General features: G+C 64.1%; 13 protein-coding genes. 4 read left to right on the forward strand and 9 right to left on the reverse strand.

What is annotated here, in order from left to right; translation table 11 throughout:
• Positions 1–6: 6 nt before the first annotated feature.
• The 5 genes from JS531_RS10105 to JS531_RS10125 all read right to left on the reverse strand — a co-directional run bounded on the left by JS531_RS10105 (position 7) and on the right by JS531_RS10125 (position 5,977).
• The gene (locus JS531_RS10105; protein ID WP_214315652.1) at positions 7–1,353 is read right to left on the reverse strand and encodes an ATP-binding protein; all 1,347 of its coding nucleotides are present in this window, start codon (positions 1,351–1,353) and stop codon (positions 7–9) included.
• Positions 1,354–1,920: 567 nt separating this feature from the next.
• Positions 1,921–3,144 carry a Xaa-Pro peptidase family protein gene (locus JS531_RS10110; RefSeq protein WP_214315653.1) on the reverse strand — a complete coding sequence of 408 codons (1,224 nt, stop codon included), beginning with the start codon at positions 3,142–3,144 and terminating at the stop codon, positions 1,921–1,923.
• Positions 3,145–3,214: 70 nt separating this feature from the next.
• On the reverse strand, positions 3,215–4,015 hold the full coding sequence (locus tag JS531_RS10115; RefSeq protein ID WP_214315655.1) for an ABC transporter ATP-binding protein: 801 nt from the start codon (positions 4,013–4,015) through the stop codon (positions 3,215–3,217).
• Positions 4,012–4,887: an ABC transporter permease subunit gene (locus JS531_RS10120; protein ID WP_214315657.1), complete on the reverse strand. Its 876-nt coding sequence runs from the start codon at positions 4,885–4,887 to the stop codon at positions 4,012–4,014. Before JS531_RS10120 ends, JS531_RS10115 begins: the two co-directional genes overlap by 4 nt.
• A gap of 37 nt (positions 4,888–4,924) precedes the next feature.
• The gene (locus tag JS531_RS10125; protein ID WP_214315659.1) at positions 4,925–5,977 is read right to left on the reverse strand and encodes an ABC transporter substrate-binding protein; all 1,053 of its coding nucleotides are present in this window, start codon (positions 5,975–5,977) and stop codon (positions 4,925–4,927) included.
• A gap of 905 nt (positions 5,978–6,882) precedes the next feature.
• Here JS531_RS10125 and JS531_RS10130 point away from each other — a divergent pair.
• Both JS531_RS10130 and glf read left to right on the forward strand, forming a co-directional pair.
• Positions 6,883–8,235 (forward strand): ATP-binding protein, encoded by a 1,353-nt coding sequence (locus JS531_RS10130; protein WP_214315661.1) that lies wholly within the window; start codon positions 6,883–6,885, stop codon positions 8,233–8,235.
• Positions 8,236–8,466: 231 nt separating this feature from the next.
• Positions 8,467–9,654, forward strand: coding sequence for a UDP-galactopyranose mutase (gene glf / locus JS531_RS10135; protein ID WP_214315663.1), 1,188 nt, complete (start codon positions 8,467–8,469; stop codon positions 9,652–9,654).
• A gap of 221 nt (positions 9,655–9,875) precedes the next feature.
• On the opposite strand, the gene rfbB is transcribed toward glf, so the two are convergent.
• Complete coding sequence (gene rfbB, locus JS531_RS10140; protein WP_214315666.1) at positions 9,876–10,970, reverse strand: dTDP-glucose 4,6-dehydratase; 1,095 nt, start codon at positions 10,968–10,970, stop codon at positions 9,876–9,878.
• Positions 10,971–11,006: 36 nt separating this feature from the next.
• Here rfbB and JS531_RS10145 point away from each other — a divergent pair, with 36 nt between their 5' ends.
• Both JS531_RS10145 and JS531_RS10150 read left to right on the forward strand, forming a co-directional pair.
• Positions 11,007–12,941: a hypothetical protein gene (locus JS531_RS10145; RefSeq protein ID WP_214315667.1), complete on the forward strand. Its 1,935-nt coding sequence runs from the start codon at positions 11,007–11,009 to the stop codon at positions 12,939–12,941.
• 47 nt (positions 12,942–12,988) lie between these two features.
• Positions 12,989–13,828, forward strand: coding sequence for an NUDIX domain-containing protein (locus JS531_RS10150; RefSeq protein ID WP_214315669.1), 840 nt, complete (start codon positions 12,989–12,991; stop codon positions 13,826–13,828).
• 37 nt (positions 13,829–13,865) lie between these two features.
• Here JS531_RS10150 and JS531_RS10155 read toward each other — a convergent pair whose 3' ends face one another.
• From JS531_RS10155 to JS531_RS10165, 3 genes are all read right to left on the reverse strand, one after another.
• Positions 13,866–16,445, reverse strand: coding sequence for a sulfatase-like hydrolase/transferase (locus JS531_RS10155; protein WP_346427782.1), 2,580 nt, complete (start codon positions 16,443–16,445; stop codon positions 13,866–13,868).
• 140 nt (positions 16,446–16,585) lie between these two features.
• Positions 16,586–17,413 carry a glycosyltransferase family 2 protein gene (locus JS531_RS10160; protein WP_214315670.1) on the reverse strand — a complete coding sequence of 276 codons (828 nt, stop codon included), beginning with the start codon at positions 17,411–17,413 and terminating at the stop codon, positions 16,586–16,588.
• Between the two features lie 400 nt (positions 17,414–17,813).
• Positions 17,814–19,076 carry a glycosyltransferase family 8 protein gene (locus tag JS531_RS10165; RefSeq protein WP_214315671.1) on the reverse strand — a complete coding sequence of 421 codons (1,263 nt, stop codon included), beginning with the start codon at positions 19,074–19,076 and terminating at the stop codon, positions 17,814–17,816.
• Positions 19,077–19,142: the final 66 nt, after the last annotated feature.

Here is a 19,142-nt window from a genome sequence, read left to right on the forward strand (position 1 = left end):
TTGAACCTATATCGCAATGTCGTCGTCGGGTATGGTGTTCGCCGGATCGTTGTCGGGGGAGAAATAGGGGCCTACAGCCCATAGGGGAACGTTGGTCAGCCAATCCTGTTCCCGGAACCCCCGCATGGAGGACCGGTATCCGTGAAGCCCCGTCTGAGCGCAGAGCAGCCGCAGGCTTTTGGCATGCACGTTCTCCTCGGCCTTGACTTCGAGCGGTGCCGGGCTGCCGTCGCGGCGGGTGATGAAGTCCACTTCGGCGCTGCCTTTGCCGGAGGTCCAATAGTATGGGGTGCGGCCTGCGGCCACAAGCTGCTGGCAGACGTACTGTTCCGTCAACGCCCCCTTGTACTCCTCGAACGCCTTGTTGGACATCAATACGTCGCGTGCATCGACGTCCATGGCGGCGCCCAACAGGCCGACATCGTGCATGTACAGTTTGAACGCTGATAGATCCTCGTAGTCGCGCAACGGCAGTTGCGGCTTGTCGACCCGATAGACGCGATACGCCAGTCCGGAATCCACGATGAATTGGATGGCGGTCTCATATTGCGCCCTTCGGGCTCCGGGCGCGATATGACCGAAGATGAATTTGTGGTTCTCCCTTCCCAGATGTGCAGGAATGGACCGGAACGCCAGTCTGACACGTTCGGAGTCAAGATCCGACGCCTTGCTGGCATGCTTGGAGAAGTCATACTCGTAATCCGACAACAGGGACTGCTGCACACGCCGTGCCGCCCGGTAGTCGTTGTTCCCCTCCAGGAAGGTGGCCACCGCCTCCGGCATGCCGCCCACATAGTAATAGCGGCGCAACGCGCGCTCCAATTGGGAGGCGAACGCCGCCGCTCTGGTGAAATCCAACGCTCTGACCATCCCGGACAATGTCTCGAGACCGCAGGCGTCAAGGAATTCGGTGAAGGTCAACGGATACATGTCCAACATGTCGACCTTGCCCACGGGAAACGACGTACCCGCATGATAGGCGAGTCCCAGATACGATCCGGCTGCGGCCACATGCTGCTCGGGAAGCTCCTCGGCGAACGCCTTCATGAGCGTCAATGCCCGGGGATCCTCTTGGATTTCGTCGATGACGATCAGTGTGCGGCCGGGAACAATGTTCACCCCGGTCAGAATGCCGATGTTCTCAAGCACCTGATGCGCATCGTATCCGGGAGCGAACACCGCCTTGGCGGTCTCGCTCATGAGGTTGACGTATGCGCAGGAATCATACGCCGTCTTCCCCAGCTCGCGAAGCGCATAGGTCTTGCCGACCTGCCTGGCTCCGCACAATACCAACGGCTTGCGCCGCGCGGAATGGCTCCATGCTTCAAGCCGCGTCATGATGTCTCTGCGCATGCGTTGCCACCTTCCGTTCCGCCCAATGCACCATGATCATGATACCTGAACAAGCCATTGGAATGTAATTTTCCTGACGAGTATTCGGTGATTCGTGCAATTTTCCTGACGAACATTTGCCGATTCGTGCAATTTCCCTGACGAATGCGGCTCCCGGCCTTGCCCTCGCGGCCGGATTATTGCCATAGCATTGATGTAGCGAGGACCATAACATTGACGTAGCAAAAACCATAACATTGACATAGGGATGCCGTTGCGCCTTGAAACGATGCCGTGCTCGCGCACCTCCCTCGCGGTTCCCCTGCCGAATGGGCCTCCTGATTCCGCTTTTGCGGGTTGCCGAATGGTTGCGGCGCGCCCATTGCGTGTTGTGCCGTGCCGGGGAACTGCCAATTCCGATACGGGGTCGGAGGAGTGGATATGGCGGTCGCGTCGCGAAGAGCCGCCATGTGCAGTGTGGTATAAACAGCGCCTTGCAGCGACGTCGATTTATACCACACTATAAATCAGCGAGGTATTGTGTCCGAAATTTTTTCATACTTGAAATACGGCGGGTACAGGTGCGCATCACACGTGCAGCGACGGGCTGGCGTGCGTGAAGAACTCGACGCCATCCTCCGTCACCACGAACGTGTCCTCGATGTTGTACGTCTGATGCTTCGAGCTGTAGAACGGGGTCTCCAAGCACAGCACCATGCCGGGCTCCAACGGACGGTCCTCGTTCGGCGCGATGAACGGAGCCTCCTCACCCACTTCGCCGCAGCTGATCGAATGCCCGAAATGCCCGCGCACATACGCGTACTCGTCCAGGTGGATACGCTCCGCGATGCCCTTGTACAGGTCGCTGAACCGCACGCCCGGTCCCGCATGCTCCACGCCGTAATGGAATCCCTCCCACAAACGGTCGTAGATGCGCTGGTTCTCCGAATCCACCTCGTCACCCACCACGAACGTGCGCGCGATATCCGACTTGTACCCATACGTGTACGGTCCGCCGTCCAACCGGATGATGTCGCCGCGGCGAATCGTGTAGTCCGCCGGGTCGAAATACGGCGAGAAATGATGCCCGATGGTGTGGAAGCCGGTGAGCTCCGTCGCGTTCGGCGTGCGCTCCAGACAATGCTTCTTGTAGATGGCGTACACATCGCGCGTGCTCATGCCGGGCACGACGGCCCGCGCCGTCAGGTTCATCGCCGCCTCGGCGGCCTGCGCGTTGAATCGCAGCTTGGCCACCTCGTCCGGCGTCTTGATGACGCGCGCTTCATAGAATGCGGATTCGATGTCCTCCACCTCGTACGCTGCCAGTTGGCCCAGCAGGTCCCTGCCGGTGGTGTAGTTCAGCCACGTCGTCTGGATGCCGACGCGGGGCGTTCCGTCGCCGCCGGGCTTCAGCGTCCTCTTCAGGATGTCGACGGCGATGTTGATGGCCGCGTCGTCCGCCGGCTGCACCTCCTTGGCCACGCCCGGCGTGGAATACTCCTCGATGTAGATCCACACCGGATACGTCTCGATATGCACCGACGGGTCCGCGATGAGCCTCGCGGCCTCCGCCTCGAACTCGGCGAGGACCAGATGCACCTCACCGTCCGCCGTCACCACGGACAGCGCGCCCGTCCGGCCCGTACCGCGCGAGAGCCCGGACTGGAATCCGGTGGTGTAGAAGATGCCCGCCGGCGAGCTCAGGATCCACGCGTCCTGATGGTGCAGACGAAGCTGGTTGACGATGTTGCCGATCTTGATGGCGTGGTCGGTGGGATGGTTGGTGTTCCGGCTGAAAGCCTGGTCGCTCATGATGATTCCTTTGCTGCGTGCTGTGGTGTGGTTGTGGTGTGCGTGCTGTGTGTGGTGTGCGTGGTCGCGTCTATGCCGCTTGCGCGGGCCGTTCGTCGAGAATGGCGTCGAGGATGTCGGTCGTCTTCGCAGTGAACCCCGTAATCGCCCGGTTCCGCGGATACGGAAGGTCGATGGCCTCGTCCAAACCGATGCGATGGTCACGCACCATGAGCACCCTGTCGGACAGATACACCGCCTCGGACACGTCATGGGTGACGAGCACCGCCGTGAACCGTTCCCGCTCCCAAATCGTATGAATCAGATCCTGCATGCTGTACCGGGTCAACGCATCCAACGCACCCAACGGTTCGTCAAGCAGCAGCAGACGCGGCTTGCTCGCCAACGCACGCGCCAACGCGACCCTTTGCGCCTGCCCGCCGGACAGATGCCTGGGCAACGCGTCCTTCAACGCGAGCAAACCCACCTGATCCAGCGCGTCGCGCGCCTCATCGGCATGCTCCTTGCCCAGACCAAGCAGCACGTTCTCCTCCACCGTCTTCCACGGCAGCAGACGCGGCTGCTGGAACATCACGCGAGTCGCCGGATTCAACCCATGCTGCTCCACGCCGTCCAAACGGATCGTGCCCGCGGACGGCCGGTCCAGACCGGCGATGAGCCGCAGCAACGTCGTCTTGCCGCACCCGCTCTTGCCTACGACGGACACGAACTGTCCCGCCGGAATCGTCAGATCTACGGCGTCCAGCACGGACACGTCGCCGAACGACCGTCCCACGCCGTCGAGCGTGACCGAAACACCGGCCGCGTCCCCTGTTTTCGTAGTGTCCGCGGCGTTCGCATTGTCCGCCGTATTCGTGGCATGCGCCGTCATGCCGCCTCCTTGCTGAAATACCAACCCAGGAAATGATGCTCGAAGAACTTCGCTATCGAATCCGAAAGCTTGCCCAACAGGGCGTAGATGATGATGCTGAGCACGATGATGTTCAACTGCATGAACTCGCGCGCGTTGGCCGCCAGGAACCCGATGCCGGAATCCGCCGCCACCGTCTCCGCGAAGATCAGCATGAGCCACATGATGCCCAGCGTGTACCGCACGCCGATGAGAATCGACGGCAACGCCGCCGGGAACACGATGGACCCGATGATCTGGCGTTTGTTCAGGCCGTAGACGCGACCCATCTCGATGAGATCATGGTCCACGCCGCGGATGCCGCCCAGCGTGTTGATATACATGGGGAACAGGCAACCCAACGCCACCAGGAACACCTTGCCCGCCTCCGAGACGCCGAACCAGACGATCACCAACGGCAGCAATGACAGCTGCGGAATCGTGCGGACCATCTGCACCGTGGCGTCGAGCAAGCGGAACGACCAGCGGGACAGGCCGTTGAGCAGACCCAGCAGGAAGCCGATGCTTCCGCCGATGACGAACCCGGCGAGGGCGCGCTCCGTGCTGACGAGGATGTCCGTCCACAATTCGCCGGTGGCGCTCAGGTCGATGGCCGCCTGCACCACGCTCGCCGGCGTGGGGAAGATGGTGGGGGAGACGATGCCGCCCGCCGTCACCGCCTGCCACGCGGCGAGGATGACGAACGGCACCAGCCAAGGGGAGAGCGCGTATGTGATACGCTTCAGCGTCGTCGACGGTGATGCCTGCGGCGTCTGTGATGCCTGTGATGCCTGTGGCGTCGCCGACGCCTGCTTCGTCGTCAGTGTCGTTGCTGTCGTTACTGTCGTAGTCATCGGTCACCTATCCAACGGTCGCGTATTCCGGAGCGGCTCACTCGGAGGACTTCCAGTAGTAGTTCGTGTCGAACGCGTCGATCTTCGTGGGAATGACCTTCAGATCAGTGAACAGGTTCGCCTGCTCCTGATACGCCTTCAGGAACGAATCGTCGATGGGCAGCGTGCCCTCCGAGGAGGCGTTGTCCTTCACGGTGGCGAGCATCGGCTCGTAATCCGCGTTCCAGATCTTGGAAAGCAGCTTCGCCGCATCCTCCGGATTCTCCTTCACCCACTCGTCCGCGCCGCGGATCGCCTTCAGGATGGTCTCGGTCTCCTTCTTGTGCGAAGGCAGCCACGAACCTGCCGCGAAGTAGTAGGAGGCGCCCTGCTGCGTCGACTTCGCGCCCCAGATGGTGGAATTGTCCGCCAGAATGGTGGTTGGTGTGGCCGCCTGGGCCTGTGCCACCAGCGGATTCCACGTGGCCCACGCATCGAACTGGCCGCCGCGCTTGTATGCAGCCAACGCGTCCGAAGGGGCGATGTACACGGGCTGGATGTCGCTGTACTTGAGACCCACCTGCTTCAGGGCGGACGCGATCACGTACTCCTGCAGCGTGCCCTTCGTGACCGCCACCTTCTTGCCCTTCAGCTGCTTGATGCTCGTGATGCCGGAATCCGAACGGGTGAAGATCGCGGACCCATGCTGGATGCCGCCCACGGCCGCCACCTTGACGATCGGCTTCTTCGCCGCCTGGGCGAAGATCGTGCCCGTGGCGCCGCCGCCGCCGAACTCGATGTTGTTCGTGCTGGCCGAAGCCGCCTCCACCATGTCCGAAGTGGATGTGAACTTATGCCAGGTGAGCGTGTAGCCCTGCTTTTTCAGCTCCTGGGCAAGCTTGCCCTGCTCCTTCACGATGGTCAACGAGCTCATGCCCGTCTGGTAGCCGATGGCGATGGTCTTGTCGTTCGCCGTGGCCTGCTGCGAGGCGTTGGCGTTGCCGCATGCGGCCAGCGCGCCGAAGCCCAGGACGATGCCGCATGCGGCGGCCACGACCTTGCGGATGCGGGAGCGGGTGCGGCTGTGGATATGGTTGTCGATACGGATCATGTGATTCCCCCGAACTGCTATGGAGACGCATGCCGTTCCCCAACGGCGGTGGCCTCTGATTGGCGCGGGGCGTGTTCGCCTCGCGTACCGGCAACGTTAACAGGTCGAAAGAGCTCCCACGGGGGCGCGGCTATACGTTTTTCTTATCGGATGCGGGTCCGTCGCGGATGTCCGTCTGTGGGGTGTCCGTTTGCGGAACGCTTTGCCGTGATCCTCCGCCATGACCGTGGACGTCTTCCTCGTAAATTCGGTGCCAGGGTTTCGGCGTTTCGATGTTTTCCGGTAAATGGCGACATGGCGTCCTCGGCCCTTCCGCGGGCTGTGTGTTGGCGATGCCGGGCGATTCGTTGGAATTTCAACGTTTCCGCCGCATGGGCGTCGTGTCGGCATTTCCCTATTGCGGCCATTTGGCGTAAATGCCGACAGGATGTCTGTCGGCGTTTACGCCGGGCGGCCATATTCGCGGAATGGCGACACGGATTCGTGCCATCATCGGCCGGAAAGCGCGCCAATCGGCATATGGTGGCGCAAGCGTGGCTGCTTCGAGCCGCGTCGACCGTCACCGCTGTCCGGCGGGGCGATGCCGGGCGATGGGGCTCCTGCCACGATGATCGCTTTCCTGTGATGCCAACTTCATAGATTACTTATGAAATTCATGTCATAACTTCATAAATTCTGTATGAAGTTCTCTATCGTGCCGGCGATGCCATTGGAACGGGCGAAGCTCCTACGGGGCGCGGATTACGTCTTGTCGCGTAACGGAGCAGGATGTATCATAATCTTGTCGTATTAGACGACAAGATTTATATAAAACTTGCTATCTAGTAAGACAAGAATGGGTTTGCAGGTGTGTATTTCGTACGCGCCGTGGTTGTCGTGGGCGATGTCGTGACGGGAGGATGACCGTGAGTGAATTGGTCAAAGGAATCATCCGGGAATGGGAGGAGGTCGGCATCCCCGAAGTGTTCCGGCGTGATCTCGATCTCGGCGACGTTCCCGAACCGAAGCGGGGAAATCTTGTGCGTACCGTCGTGGGAGTGCGCCGATGCGGCAAAACCTATCGTCTGTTCCAGGAGATGAGGCGCATTCAGCATGCCGGAGTGCCGGTTTCCCGGATGCTGTACTTCAACTTCGAGGACGAACGGTTGAAGCCGTTCACCCCGGAGCTGCTGCAGGACGTGCTGGACTCATACGGTGAACTGCACCCCCACGCGCGTGAGGACGGCATATACCTGTTCTTCGACGAGATTCAGGAAGTCCCCGATTGGGGCATGTTCCTGCGGCGCCTCGTGGACACGCTCAACGCGACGATCTACGTGACGGGATCATCGTCGAAGATGCTGTCACGTGAAGTCGCCACGGAGTTCCGCGGCCGTGCACTGCCGCGTGAACTCTTCCCTATGAGCTTCTCCGAATACGTGCGATTCCATGACAAGGACATGGCGGTGACGTCATCGCAACCGTTCACGTTCAACGAAACCGCCCGTCTGCGGCACCATTTTCACGGATATCTCGAGCGTGGAGGATTCATCGCCGTGCAGTCGCTCGGCATGCCGGATGCGATATCCCTGTTGCAGGAGTATGCGACAAGGACATTGTCCAGCGACGTCATCGACCGGTACGGTGTCCGGAACCCCGTCGCGGCATCGGCGTTCCTTGCGCAGGCACTCGCCTCTTCAGGACGCGAGCTGTCCATCAACAAGACGGCCAATCAACTTGCCGGTCGCGGGCTTCGCGTGTCCCGTGAGTCGCTCGCCTCGTTGCTCGGCTACTACGAAGAGGCGTACCTGCTGTTTCCGGTACGGGAATTTTCGCGGGCGTTGTCGGCGAACTCCAGATCCGCAGCGAAGGTCTATGCCGTGGACCCCGGCATGTTCGTGGCGTTCTCCAAATCCGCTGCTCAAGAACGGGGCCAACGTTTGGAGACGGCAGTGTTCCTTAAACTCAGGCGTGACATCCGATGGCATCGCGATGGTTCGGTTTCGCGTCTCCTGTTCCAGGAGAACGGCAGCCGGCATGAAATCGACTTCATCATCGGCGATGCGCTGACCATGCAGGCTTCGAAACTCATTCAGGTCTGCTGGGCGTTGGATGACGGAGCAACGCGTCTTCGTGAAGTCCGGGCCCTTCAGGCTGCGATGCGTCGTTTCGGGCTCGACTCCGGCACCATCGTCACCGCGGATCAGCGAGAGGTCATCGACGTGCCGGAAGGGTGCATCGACGTCGTGCCGGCGTGGAGCTGGCTGCTGGACGAGTAGGACGTTCCGCCGTTCCATGGTCGTATGAGTCGTATGAGTCGCACGAACCGCACAGGCGGCGTGTGCGGTTCCGTCGGACGGTATCGGGGTGCGGCGGTACCATGGAACGCAACCGTGCCCCCGCGCGTCGGACCGACGCGCGACACGACGGCGACGGCCGACATCGGCCGGCCGCCGCGGGGCACCCATCGGAAGACCGCACAGAACAGACAAAGGCAGTAAGGACAAACCATGGCGGACAACACGCAGCAGAACCCGCAGTACCCGGACCTCGTGATCGTGGGCGCGGGCCTGTTCGGCCTCACCATCGCACAGCAGGCGGTGGAGCACGCGGGCGCACGCGTGCACATCATCGACGTGCGCAACCACATCGGCGGCAACGCCTACTCCTACTTCGACAAGGAGACCGGCGCCGAAATCCACCAGTACGGCGCCCACCTGTTCCACACGTCCAACAAGCGCGTGTGGGACTACGTCAACCGCTTCACCGAATTCACCGGCTACGTGCACCGCGTGTACGCCACGCACGACGGCGTCGTCTACCCGCTGCCCATCAACCTCGGCACCATCAACCAGTTCTTCGGTAAGGCGTACACGCCCGCCCAGGCCAAGGCGCTCATCGAGGAGCAGGCCGGCGAACTCGCCGGCACCGACCCGCAGAACCTCAACGACAAGGGCATCCAGCTCATCGGCCGCCCGCTCTACGAGGCGTTCATCAAGAACTACACCGGCAAGCAGTGGCAGACCGATCCCTCCGAACTGCCCGCCGACATCATCAAGCGCCTGCCCGTGCGCTTCAACTACGACAACCGCTACTTCAAGGACACGTGGGAAGGCCTGCCCAAGGACGGCTACACCAAGTGGATGGAGCGCATGATCGACGACCCGCGCATCACCGTGGAACTCGGCGTCGACTTCTTCGACGAATCGCAGCCGTACAACAAGAAGGCCCTGCAGGCCGCCGGCGTGCCCGTCGTGTACACCGGCCCCATCGACCGCTACTTCGACTACGAGCTCGGCGACCTCAAGTGGCGCACCGTCGACTTCAAGGAGGTCCGCTACGACGAAGGCGACCACTTCGGCTGCCCCGTCATGAACTTCTCCGACGCCGACGTGCCCTACACGCGCGCCATCGAATTCAAGAACTTCAACCCGGAGCGCCGCGAGCAGCAGAACCCGGACAAGACCGTCGTGTGGGAGGAGTACTCCCGCTTCGCCGAGCGTGGCGACGAACCGTACTATCCGATCAACACCGACGAGGACAAGGCCCTGTACGCGCGTTACGCCGAGAAGGCCGCTGCCGAACCCAAGACCGTGTTCGGCGGCCGCCTCGGCACGTACAAGTACTACGACATGCACAACGTCATCGATACCGCTTTGACCGCGTACGAGGAACAGGTCGCCCCGCTACTCGGCTGAGTAGTTCGGTTGGGTTCGGCTGGGTGATGGCCGGCTGAGTGGCGATCGGCTGGGTGGTGACCGGCCGGGACCGAGCAGCGGCCGGCCGGGGCCGAATGGCTGAACCCGCCGCCCGTCTCACGAGAATGCCGGTGGGGAGACGTGCGGTGATTCCGTGCGTCTCCCCACCGGCACTCATGCGTGGCTCTTCGTGCAACCGGACAGGCGGATAGGCCGTCGGATCAGTGGCCCTGCAGCCGGTATTTCTCCTCGGTGGCCTGCTTGTCCGGCATCCACCAGGCTTCGTGCGTCTCGTACCAGCGGATCGTCTCGTCGAGGCCTTCGGCGAAATCCGTGAACCGCGGCCGCCAACCGAGCTCGCGCATGAGCTTCGAAGCGTCGATCGCGTAGCGTTTGTCGCCGCCCGGGCGGTCGGCCACATGGTCGAAATCATCCGCCGGACGCCCCATGCGCTGGAGGATCATGCGCAGCACGTCGATGTTGCTCATCTCGCCGTCCGCGCCCACCAGATACGTTTCGCCGATACGCCCGCGCGTGAGGATCGCCCACACGGCCGAGCAATGGTCCTCCACGCTGATCCAGTCGCGCACCGCCAGCCCCTGCCCGTACAGCTTCGGACGGATGCCGGCCAGGATGTTCGTGATCTGCCGCGGAATGAACTTCTCCACATGCTGGTACGGACCGTAGTTGTTGCTGCAGTTGCTGATCGTGGCCCTGAGTCCGTACGTGCGATGCCATGCGCGCACCAGATGGTCGCTCGCCGCCTTCGAGGCCGAATACGGGCTCGAAGGCCGGTACGGGCTCTCCTCCGTGAATCGGCGCGGCTCGTCCAGTGCGAGGTCACCATACACCTCGTCCGTGCTGATGTGGTGGAACCTCAAGTCATGCCTGCGCGCCGCCTCCAACAGCACGTACGTGCCGTCCACGTTCGTGCGAAGGAACGGGGAGGCGTCCAGAATCGAATTGTCGTTGTGGGATTCGGCCGCGAAATGCACGATCGCGTCGATTGGCGGCAGGGGAGCCGCCCCGCGGAACCATTCGCCGGAGACCACGCGCTCCACCAATGCGGCGTCGCATATGTCGCCATGCACGAACGTGAACCGGTCTTCGGGCAATCCCTCGAGACTCTCCCGCTTGCCCGCATACGTGAGCTTGTCCAACACCGTCACATGCACGTCCGGCTGTTCGCGCATCACCCAACGCACGAAATTCGCGCCGATGAACCCGGCCCCGCCCGTCACCAGCACATGCCGCGGGACGAACGGCGCACGACCCGCGGCATCCGCCCCGGTTTGGCCCTTCCTGCAATCGTTCATACGGCCCATCGTAACGGAGCGCATACACTGGAGGACATGAGCGCAAGCGGACGTGCATACGCCACCATGATCACGAACTTCGACTCCACCGAGCAGCGCGGCCTGTGGGAGCGCATCGCGGACGACCTCCGCGCCGGACGGTCCGTCCCCGGCTGGGACCGGCTCTGGTTCAAGAACCGGACCATACGCGTCGGCGAGCGTCTGCTCAACGACTACCCCGAATTCGCCACGAGGTTCGCCGGCATCATCCGCACCGCCTACCTGTACTGTCCGATGATCATGCTCACCGACGCCCAGCTCTTCGACGGCGTCTTCTTCCTCGCCTTGGGCCCGCGCACGGTCAACGGCATCGTCGGCACCTCGTACAAGGACGGTCCCGCCATCATCGTCTCCGGCCGTTCCCCCACGCTCGAAGGCTGCCTGCTCGAATTCACCGTCAGGACCGTCGGCGACGTGCGCAGGTCGCGTCCCGACCTCGCGTGCGCCGGCGACGACGACCAGTACACGATACGGCCATTGGAATACAGCGCGTTGGGCGGCGTCACCGTCACCGCGGAGGACGCGTTGGGACTCGACGCCGACGCGTACCGCACGTTCACCGAGGAACTGCGGCAGGCCGACGACGCGTCGTCGGCCCCGCATGCGCACGACGGCGACGGGAAGGCGGGCGCCATCGCCCGCATGATGGCGCGCGTGCTGCGTGCGAAGGCCGACGGCGCCGTCGCGACGTCGGACGGTCGGACCGACGCGACGGCGGGTACGCGCGGCACCGCAGGCGACGACGTCGCCGACCGGTGTCGCTTCCTCGGCGAACGATGGCGGGAGTGGATCGACGCCGAACGCGAAGGCCTCGTCCTCTACGAGAACCAGAGGGACCCGGCCGTGCAGGCGCGCGTCCGCAGCGCCGGCTTCGACCACTACCTCAGGCAGTACGGCAGCGCCTACGCGGCCGGCATCCTGGAGCATTGCGGCCTGCCGGCGTCGGCGGTCGAGACGTGCCGCAGCGAGGCGGAACGCATGAAACGGCTCGGGGAGACGATGGCGGAGAGCGGCGAGGCGGCGGAAACGCGGGAGACGCGGGAGACGGCGGAATCGCAGAAATCCCGGGAAACGCGGGAAGCCCGGGAAACGCTGGAACGCAGACGTTTCCGTGAACGGCTGCTTGCGGATCTGCCGAAGACGGACACGATGGACACGCGCGGCAAGCCGTTCCTCACCGTCCTCGCCGACGTGCTGGACACGCCGAAACGCTCGGACGCGTTCGCGCTCATCGCGCGGAGCGACCTGCCGGACGCGCCGCGGGACGGCTTCCGCTACGGGCAATGCTGCAAACGGCTCCTGCACGACTGGTACCAGCTCGTCTACCAGCAGACCATGGCCACGCACCTCGGCGCGCAGCTCATCGCCGTGGACATCGCATCCAACTCCGTGGAGCAGATCGTGGGCCGCTCCTCACGCGGCGCCTCGCTCATGCTCGCCGGCGACATCACGCGCATCCTCGGCGGCATGCCGTACATCCGGTTCGCCACGTTCTGCTACGAGTCGCGCGGCACCATCGCGCGATGGCGCGACTGCACGCCGGACGACGACGCGGCGTCGGAACGCGACGGGACGGACCGTCCGCGGGCGCGGCGCCGGCTGGAACGATGCGGACGATGGCTCCTCCACGACGTGCTCAGAATGGACCGCAACCAGCGCGCCACGCACAACGTGGCGTACGCGGTGGAACAGGCGGGCGAGGAGAAAAGCCTCGTCGGCGATGCGAAAAGCCTGCTGTTCGGCGGCGGTGTGGCCGCCGCGCTCGCGTTCGTCTCCGCCATGGCGGACAACGTGTGGTTCGACAACCACACGCCCATCTGGATTCTGGTGGGTGTGGCATGGGTGGTGGGCATCGTGCCGAACATCATCGACGCCGTGCAGTGGCTGCGCGGCGTGTACTCCAGCGCGACGACCGTCGTGTACATGGGGTGAGCTGCGTGGTGCGGCGTCGTGTGGTGCGGCGTCGGATAATGGAAGGCATGACTGACGAAGTGTGCGCATGCGGCGACGCGGCCGCGGACGGAATGACGGGTGCGGACGGTGCGGCGGACGTGCGGAATCCGCGGGATGCACGGGACGATTTGGACGTGCGCGATCCGCAGCCGCCGTTGGAGATGCTCGGCGAGCGTGAGGCGTTCCGCGAGGCGCCGGGCGGCGCCGATTTCCGCGTCACGGCCGCGGCGGCGCGCGTGCGCGCCACCGGGCAGCTGCTCACGCTGCACATGGCGTCCGTCAAAGGCGGACGGCCCGGCGCGGTCTGCGTCGCCGTGCTCGGCGACGCAGGTGACGTGGGGGAGCCGCGTTACCTGCTGGCACGGCACTGGCGCGCCACCACCGGCGAGTGGGAATGGGAGTTCCCGCGCGGCATGGGCGAGCCCGGCGAGACGATGGAGGCGACCGCCGCGCGCGAATTCGCGGAGGAGACCGGCATCGTGGTGGACGAACGCAGGGTGACCGTCCTGCAGACCATGCACGCGGACACGGGCATGCTGCGCGACGTCATCGCCGTGGCCCGCATCGACGTGCGGGAGACGGACCTGCCGGAGCGCGCCGTCGCAGGACAACCTGTCGGGGAACACAACGCGACGGGGCAAACCGTCGGGGAACAAGACGGTGCGAATGGGACCGGTGCGAACGGGACCGGCGCGAACCGCGTCGCGACGGACTGGGAGCTCGACAACCTGCGGTGGGTGACGGACCGCGGGATGCGGACGCTCATCGCGCGGGGCGACATCGTCGACGGCATCACGCTGGCCGCATACGCGGTCACGGCCGTCGCATCGGACGGTCGCGTCGCATCGGACGGCCGCGGCGCATGAACGTGTCCGGCGCGCCGGACACGCCGACTGCGACCGCCTACTTCACGTCGAAGAACGACGTGTCGGCCAGATAGTTCTTGCCGGCGGTCATGTCGTACTGGATGAGACGGTACTCGCGCATCAGGCGCTTCGTCTTGGCGTCGAACTTGCGCGGCTTCACCACACCGCCGTTCGCATCCAGGTACGTGGTGGACGTGTCCGTCGAGAAGCCGCCCGCGCCGAGCACCAGACGCTCGAACGCCGGCTCCTGCATGCGCGCGGCGGCGAGGAACGCCAGATACGGCGACACCTTCGCGTTCATATGCTCGCTGGCCAGCTCCATGAAGTAGTTCGGCGACGTGACGTTCGAGGATGTGGCGGCCGGATCGAGCTTCACGTTCGCGGAGACGCTCGCCTGGTTCGACCAGATGAACCAGTCCGACTGGTGCAGCGCCAGATCGTTGTCCGGACTCTGCGAGGCGGTCTGGTAGATGCCCGGCAGATGGTCGCCGTAGAAGATGACGGTGACCGGCTTGTCCATGGCGTTCAACTGGTTGAGGAAGTCGGCCGTGGACTGGTCGGTGATGCTCACACCCTTCGCATACGTGTTGATCTGGTAGCGTTCGTCGTCGCTGAGATTCTCGGAGACGTTCGCCCAGTCGAACTGGTTGTCGTTGTACCAGCCGCTGTACGGCATGTGGTTCTGCATGGTGACCAGCTGCACGAACTGCGGATGCGTCTCGGCGTTGATCTGGTCGATGACGTTCTGGTAGGAGGCGGCGTCGCTCACGAATGGGGAGTTGTCCACGAGGTCCTGATGCGTGATGGCCGGCGTGCTGTCCAACGTGTAGAACTTGTTGAAGCCGAAGCGCTTGTAGTTCGCGTCGCGCAGGTACATGTTCTTGTAGTACGGGTGGAACGCCGTGGAACCGGTCTTGCCGTAGCGCTGGTTCCAGATCTGGTTGAACGAGTACGGGCTCTTCTGATGCGGCACCAGCTCCTGATACATGGACTGCATCGAATCGTCGAACAACGCCAGATCCAGGCCGGTGAGCGTCTGGTATTCGATGTTCGCGGTGCCGCCGCCGTAGCCGGGCGACAGCATGAGCCCGGACGTGGTGGCGTTCTTGATGCCGCGGATGTTCGGCATCGGATCCTCCAGCATGGTGATGCCGGGCACGCGCGTGGGGTCGGAGAACGTCTCCGAAAGGATCATGATGACGGTGCTGTCGGTCATCTCGTTCGCACGCGTCTTGTTCACGGCCTTGGCCTGTTTCGCGTACTTGGCGGCGATCGCCTCCATGGCGTCCTTGCTGTAGCCGTCCGGCTTGTCCATGATCTTCGGACGGGACAGGCGCAGGAAGTTCACGGTGGGACCGTTGACGTTCGCGTCCTCCGCCGCGTTGTACAGGCGCGGCGAATCGCCCATACTCTGCGCCCACTCGTACGACCACGCGCCCGGCGAGCCCAGGTTGCCGGCGAACGAGAGCAGCAGCGCCACGCTCGCGCCCAGCGCCACGAAGCGTGTGAGATTGCCGATGATGGTCTTCACGTTCCGGAACGGACGCCACCAGTGGAACGGGATCACGCAGCGACGCCCGTCGAGGAACTGGATGACCAGGCAAGCCACGGTGAGCCAGACGAGCATGGTGATCGTGCCCTGCACGAGGGCTTCGGAGTCCTTCGGGATGAACGAGGAGATCTCGCCGCCGTTGCCGCTGGACAGGAAGCTCAGATCCGAAGGGATGATCGGCTCGTTGCGCAGCTGGAGCTTGATGCTGTTCGCCACCGCGAACGACGACGTGATGATCGCGAACACCGCCGTGGCCACCCAGAACCGGTTGAACAGGAACACCAGCACCAGATAGATCATGGCCAGCGCCGCGAAGTTGAGCAGCCACACATACCGTTGCTCCATCCACATCTGCGCCACGAACCGCGTGAGCTGGCCACGCACGCTGTTCAGCAGCTTCGTGGTCTCATCCACCGAGTTCGGGTCGTCATACGTGGGTTCGGAGTACATGCCCCACTGGATGAACATCACCGAAGCGGCGTCGACGAGCGCGAGCACCAGCGCGTACAGCGTGTACGGGCATTTCGGGCGCTTGCGCCACGTCGCGACGATCGCCTTGACGATGGGTGCCGTCACGGCCACGGCGCGAGCTCCGCCCCGCCACGCCTTCGACTGCGTGACCGGTGCCGCCAGCGCTGCGACGCGTGCGCGCAGACCCCCCCCTGAGGCGTCCGCCGTGTCCGGTTCCCCGTCCGATTCTTCAGAATCGGACGTAGAGGTGGGTTCTGGCTCGCTTGGTTCGTCCGATTCTATAGAATCTGACGTTTGGTCGGTCTCGGATGCGTCCGTTTCGTCCGTTTCTATAGGAGCGGATACGGACGGGGTTCCTGTCGCGTCGGATTCGTCCGATTCTATAGAATCGGACGTGAGGGTGGTTTCTGAGGCGCTGTTTGCGCCCGTTTCTATAGAATCTGGCGTGAGAGCGGGGGCTGGTTCGCTGGTTTCGTCCGATTCTATAGGTTCGGACGTTTGGTCGGTCTCGGATGCGTCCGTGCTCTCGCCGGCGTCCGTGTTCTCCTTCATCGCCTCGCGCGTTTCGGCATCATTGCTCTCGAGGTTTTCCACGACCGTTCACCCATCCAACTGCATTAACAACGTACGCGTGCATTGTAATAACAGGTTCGGGACGAATTCACCTGAATTTCATCTGAAAAGCGCTCGGCATACCGGAAGTAGGCTACGCCGTCGGGCACCCATGACGGGAATCAGGCACGCCGGTAGTCGAGCGTCGCATCGACGTCAGCCATTGCGCGCATGCGCCCGTACAACGCGGCGCGCATGGCGTCGGACGCGGGGAATCGCAGACCATCCCACATCACACGACGGTACAGACGGCAGGACACGGACTCATCGAACCAGAGGGAGTCCCAGTCGCGGCCCAACATGCCGCCGGCGTACCGCACGCACTTGCGGAACACGTTCTCATACGCGTGCAGCGGATTCGGCGTGACGGTGACATGGTCCGGCTCGCGGGCGCCCGCGGCCGCGACCTCCGCCACCTCGTACAGGTCGGCGGCGTCGAACCGGTCGCGACGGCCCTTCGCCATGTCCGCGTCCGTGCGCGTCAGTGCGTGCAACAACAGCTCCACGGCGCGACGGTCCAGAATGTCCGCGCTGTCCACGAGCATCACGAACTCGCCGGTCGCCGCGTCCAGGCCGGCGTTCCACGCGGCGAACCGCGGCGAACCGGAGAACGACGACGGCAGGGACGGAATGACGGCATCCTTCGGGTCGGACGGGACGACCGCGACGGCAGGGTTGGTTGGTGCGGTCGGGGAGACGTTGGAGGACGGGGCGGCGGCGGGCACGTGCAGCACGGACACGCGGTCGTCGCGACGTACGTACTCGTCAAGGATCGTGGGCGTGGCATCGGAGGAACCGACGTCGACCAGCAGCACCTCAAGCCGGGCGTGACTCTGCCGCAACACCGAATCCACGGCGTAGCGCACCTCATCCTGCGCATTGGAGGCCGAAACGACCACCGACACCACAGGCAGGGTGTTCGGCGCGTCAGGCGGCGTGGTCAGCAGCATGCAACTCCCCGGTCGAAGACTCGACGCGGCCGTCGCGCTTCGCTTCGGACGTCGTCGGCGGTTGCGTCGCCGGGTCCACGGAGCGGACAGGCCGCGCCGTTACGGACGGGGACCAGTATGGCACACCAACGATGGAGGCTTCCGCGTTTTCACCGAGCGCACGCGGAATGTTCGTCGAATCTCCATCGTGCGGGCGGCGTGGGGCGCGTGGGGTGCGGGCGGCGCGTGGGGTGCGTGCGTACGACGTGGGGTCGTGTGTGGGGGCGTGGGCGTGGGCCTGCCGGACAAAGCGGACATCGGGTGGGCCGGCCGGGCGACCGGAGTCCACCGGAATGTGCGGGACGCGGCGTACCCCGGCCGCGCCTCGTCCCGCACGCTACCCGGCCGCGCCCCTACCGCCCTACTGCTTGCCCTGGATACGACGGGCGATCACCTTGATCGCCTCGCGCTGACGGGAGCCGAGCGGCGCCACCTTGTCCACGTACCTGCGGACCGGACTGTCCTCCGCGATCGCACGCTCGTGGAACACGGCGCGCTTCGGCTTCGCCACGTCCGCCAGCATCGCCATCACCTGCAGCGAGAACGGCGTCAGACGGGCGTAGCTCCAATACAGCGGGCCGAAATCGCACCACGGATTCGTCCACGGCTTGTCGTGGCCCGCGTAATGCACGATCTTCGGCGCTTGACGCGCCTGCACATACCCGCGGTACGCCTCCGCTGGCGCGAACCGGAAGATGCCGTGCATGCGACCGCCGCAATCATGCAGCACGTTCCACGCGAACGGCAGATACGTCACGTCGCCCTCGCACTCCATGTTGAGCACGTCCTGGTCGTGGTGGATGAACCGCGGGCTGCGCGCCAGGCGCAGCCACTCCGGCACCGTGTGCAGTTCGCGCATGCGCTCCAGGTCCATCACCAGCACGCCGGTTTGGAAGTAGCCGAACGGGTCCCGCATGTGCAGGCGCGACTGCGGCCCCGACGCGTATGCGGCCGCGCGGCCGTCCTTCCGGTTCAGGTTTCCGAGGAAGTCTAGGTCCGGCACCGCGCCCACCGCGTGCCCTTCGAGGTCCGTGTCGTACAGTTCGGCCACGTCGCCGTTGACCACGACGTCGCAGTCCAGGTACAGCACCTTCGTGTAGAAGGGCAGCGCGTCCTGGATGACGAAGCGGTAGCAGGTCTCCGCGGCGAGACGATGGTCCGCGGCCAGCGATTCGGACGTGAAGGGCGACGCCGTCGCCGCGACGGCGTGCCGTGCGGCGAGCGGGCCGACAGCGGGTGCGGCGGTGCCGTTGCGGCCGTCGGGTCCGCTAGGGTTGGTCCGGCCGGTTTGGGTGGTTGGGCCGGTTGGGCCGGCGTAGTCGTCCTCGTCGGACAGGTGGTAGCTGGCGATGGCACGGCCGACGTCGTAGAAGCGGATCGTGGCGTTCGGGAACCGTTCGAGGTCCGCGGCCAGCGTCCGCCGGTTCTCCTCCGTGATGTCGCGTTCCAGCACGATCACGTCGTAGTGGCGGTCCGGGTTGGCGTTGCGCAGCATCGACGTGACCGCTGTGGCCAGCACCGGCACGTAGTCGTCGTCCGCGGCGAAGATCACCGGCACCGTGAAGCGGGGATTCGCGTCCAACGGCTCCAACGGCAGGAACGGTTCCGGATGGGCGAAACGCACGCACTGGACTAGCTCTTATACACATCTGACGCTGCCGACGAATTAGACGGTGTAGATCTCGGTGGG

The sequence above is a fragment of the Bifidobacterium sp. CP2 genome, from assembly GCF_018555635.1.
GTDB lineage: Bacteria > Actinomycetota > Actinomycetes > Actinomycetales > Bifidobacteriaceae > Bifidobacterium > Bifidobacterium saguinibicoloris.

What these genes read in the sequence shown, in the direction of transcription:
- JS531_RS10160 (WP_214315670.1), bottom strand. Translation starts at nt 17,413, where the DNA reads ATGCTGCTGACCACGCCGCCTGACGCGCCGAACACCCTGCCTGTGGTG.
- JS531_RS10115 (WP_214315655.1), bottom strand. Translation starts at nt 4,015, where the DNA reads ATGACGGCGCATGCCACGAATACGGCGGACAATGCGAACGCCGCGGAC.
- JS531_RS10105 (WP_214315652.1), bottom strand. Translation starts at nt 1,353, where the DNA reads ATGCGCAGAGACATCATGACGCGGCTTGAAGCATGGAGCCATTCCGCG.
- JS531_RS10145 (WP_214315667.1), top strand. Translation starts at nt 11,007, where the DNA reads ATGAGCGCAAGCGGACGTGCATACGCCACCATGATCACGAACTTCGAC.
- JS531_RS10150 (WP_214315669.1), top strand. Translation starts at nt 12,989, where the DNA reads ATGACTGACGAAGTGTGCGCATGCGGCGACGCGGCCGCGGACGGAATG.
- JS531_RS10120 (WP_214315657.1), bottom strand. Translation starts at nt 4,887, where the DNA reads ATGACTACGACAGTAACGACAGCAACGACACTGACGACGAAGCAGGCG.
- rfbB (WP_214315666.1), bottom strand. Translation starts at nt 10,970, where the DNA reads ATGAACGATTGCAGGAAGGGCCAAACCGGGGCGGATGCCGCGGGTCGT.
- JS531_RS10125 (WP_214315659.1), bottom strand. Translation starts at nt 5,977, where the DNA reads ATGATCCGTATCGACAACCATATCCACAGCCGCACCCGCTCCCGCATC.
- glf (WP_214315663.1), top strand. Translation starts at nt 8,467, where the DNA reads ATGGCGGACAACACGCAGCAGAACCCGCAGTACCCGGACCTCGTGATC.
- JS531_RS10110 (WP_214315653.1), bottom strand. Translation starts at nt 3,144, where the DNA reads ATGAGCGACCAGGCTTTCAGCCGGAACACCAACCATCCCACCGACCAC.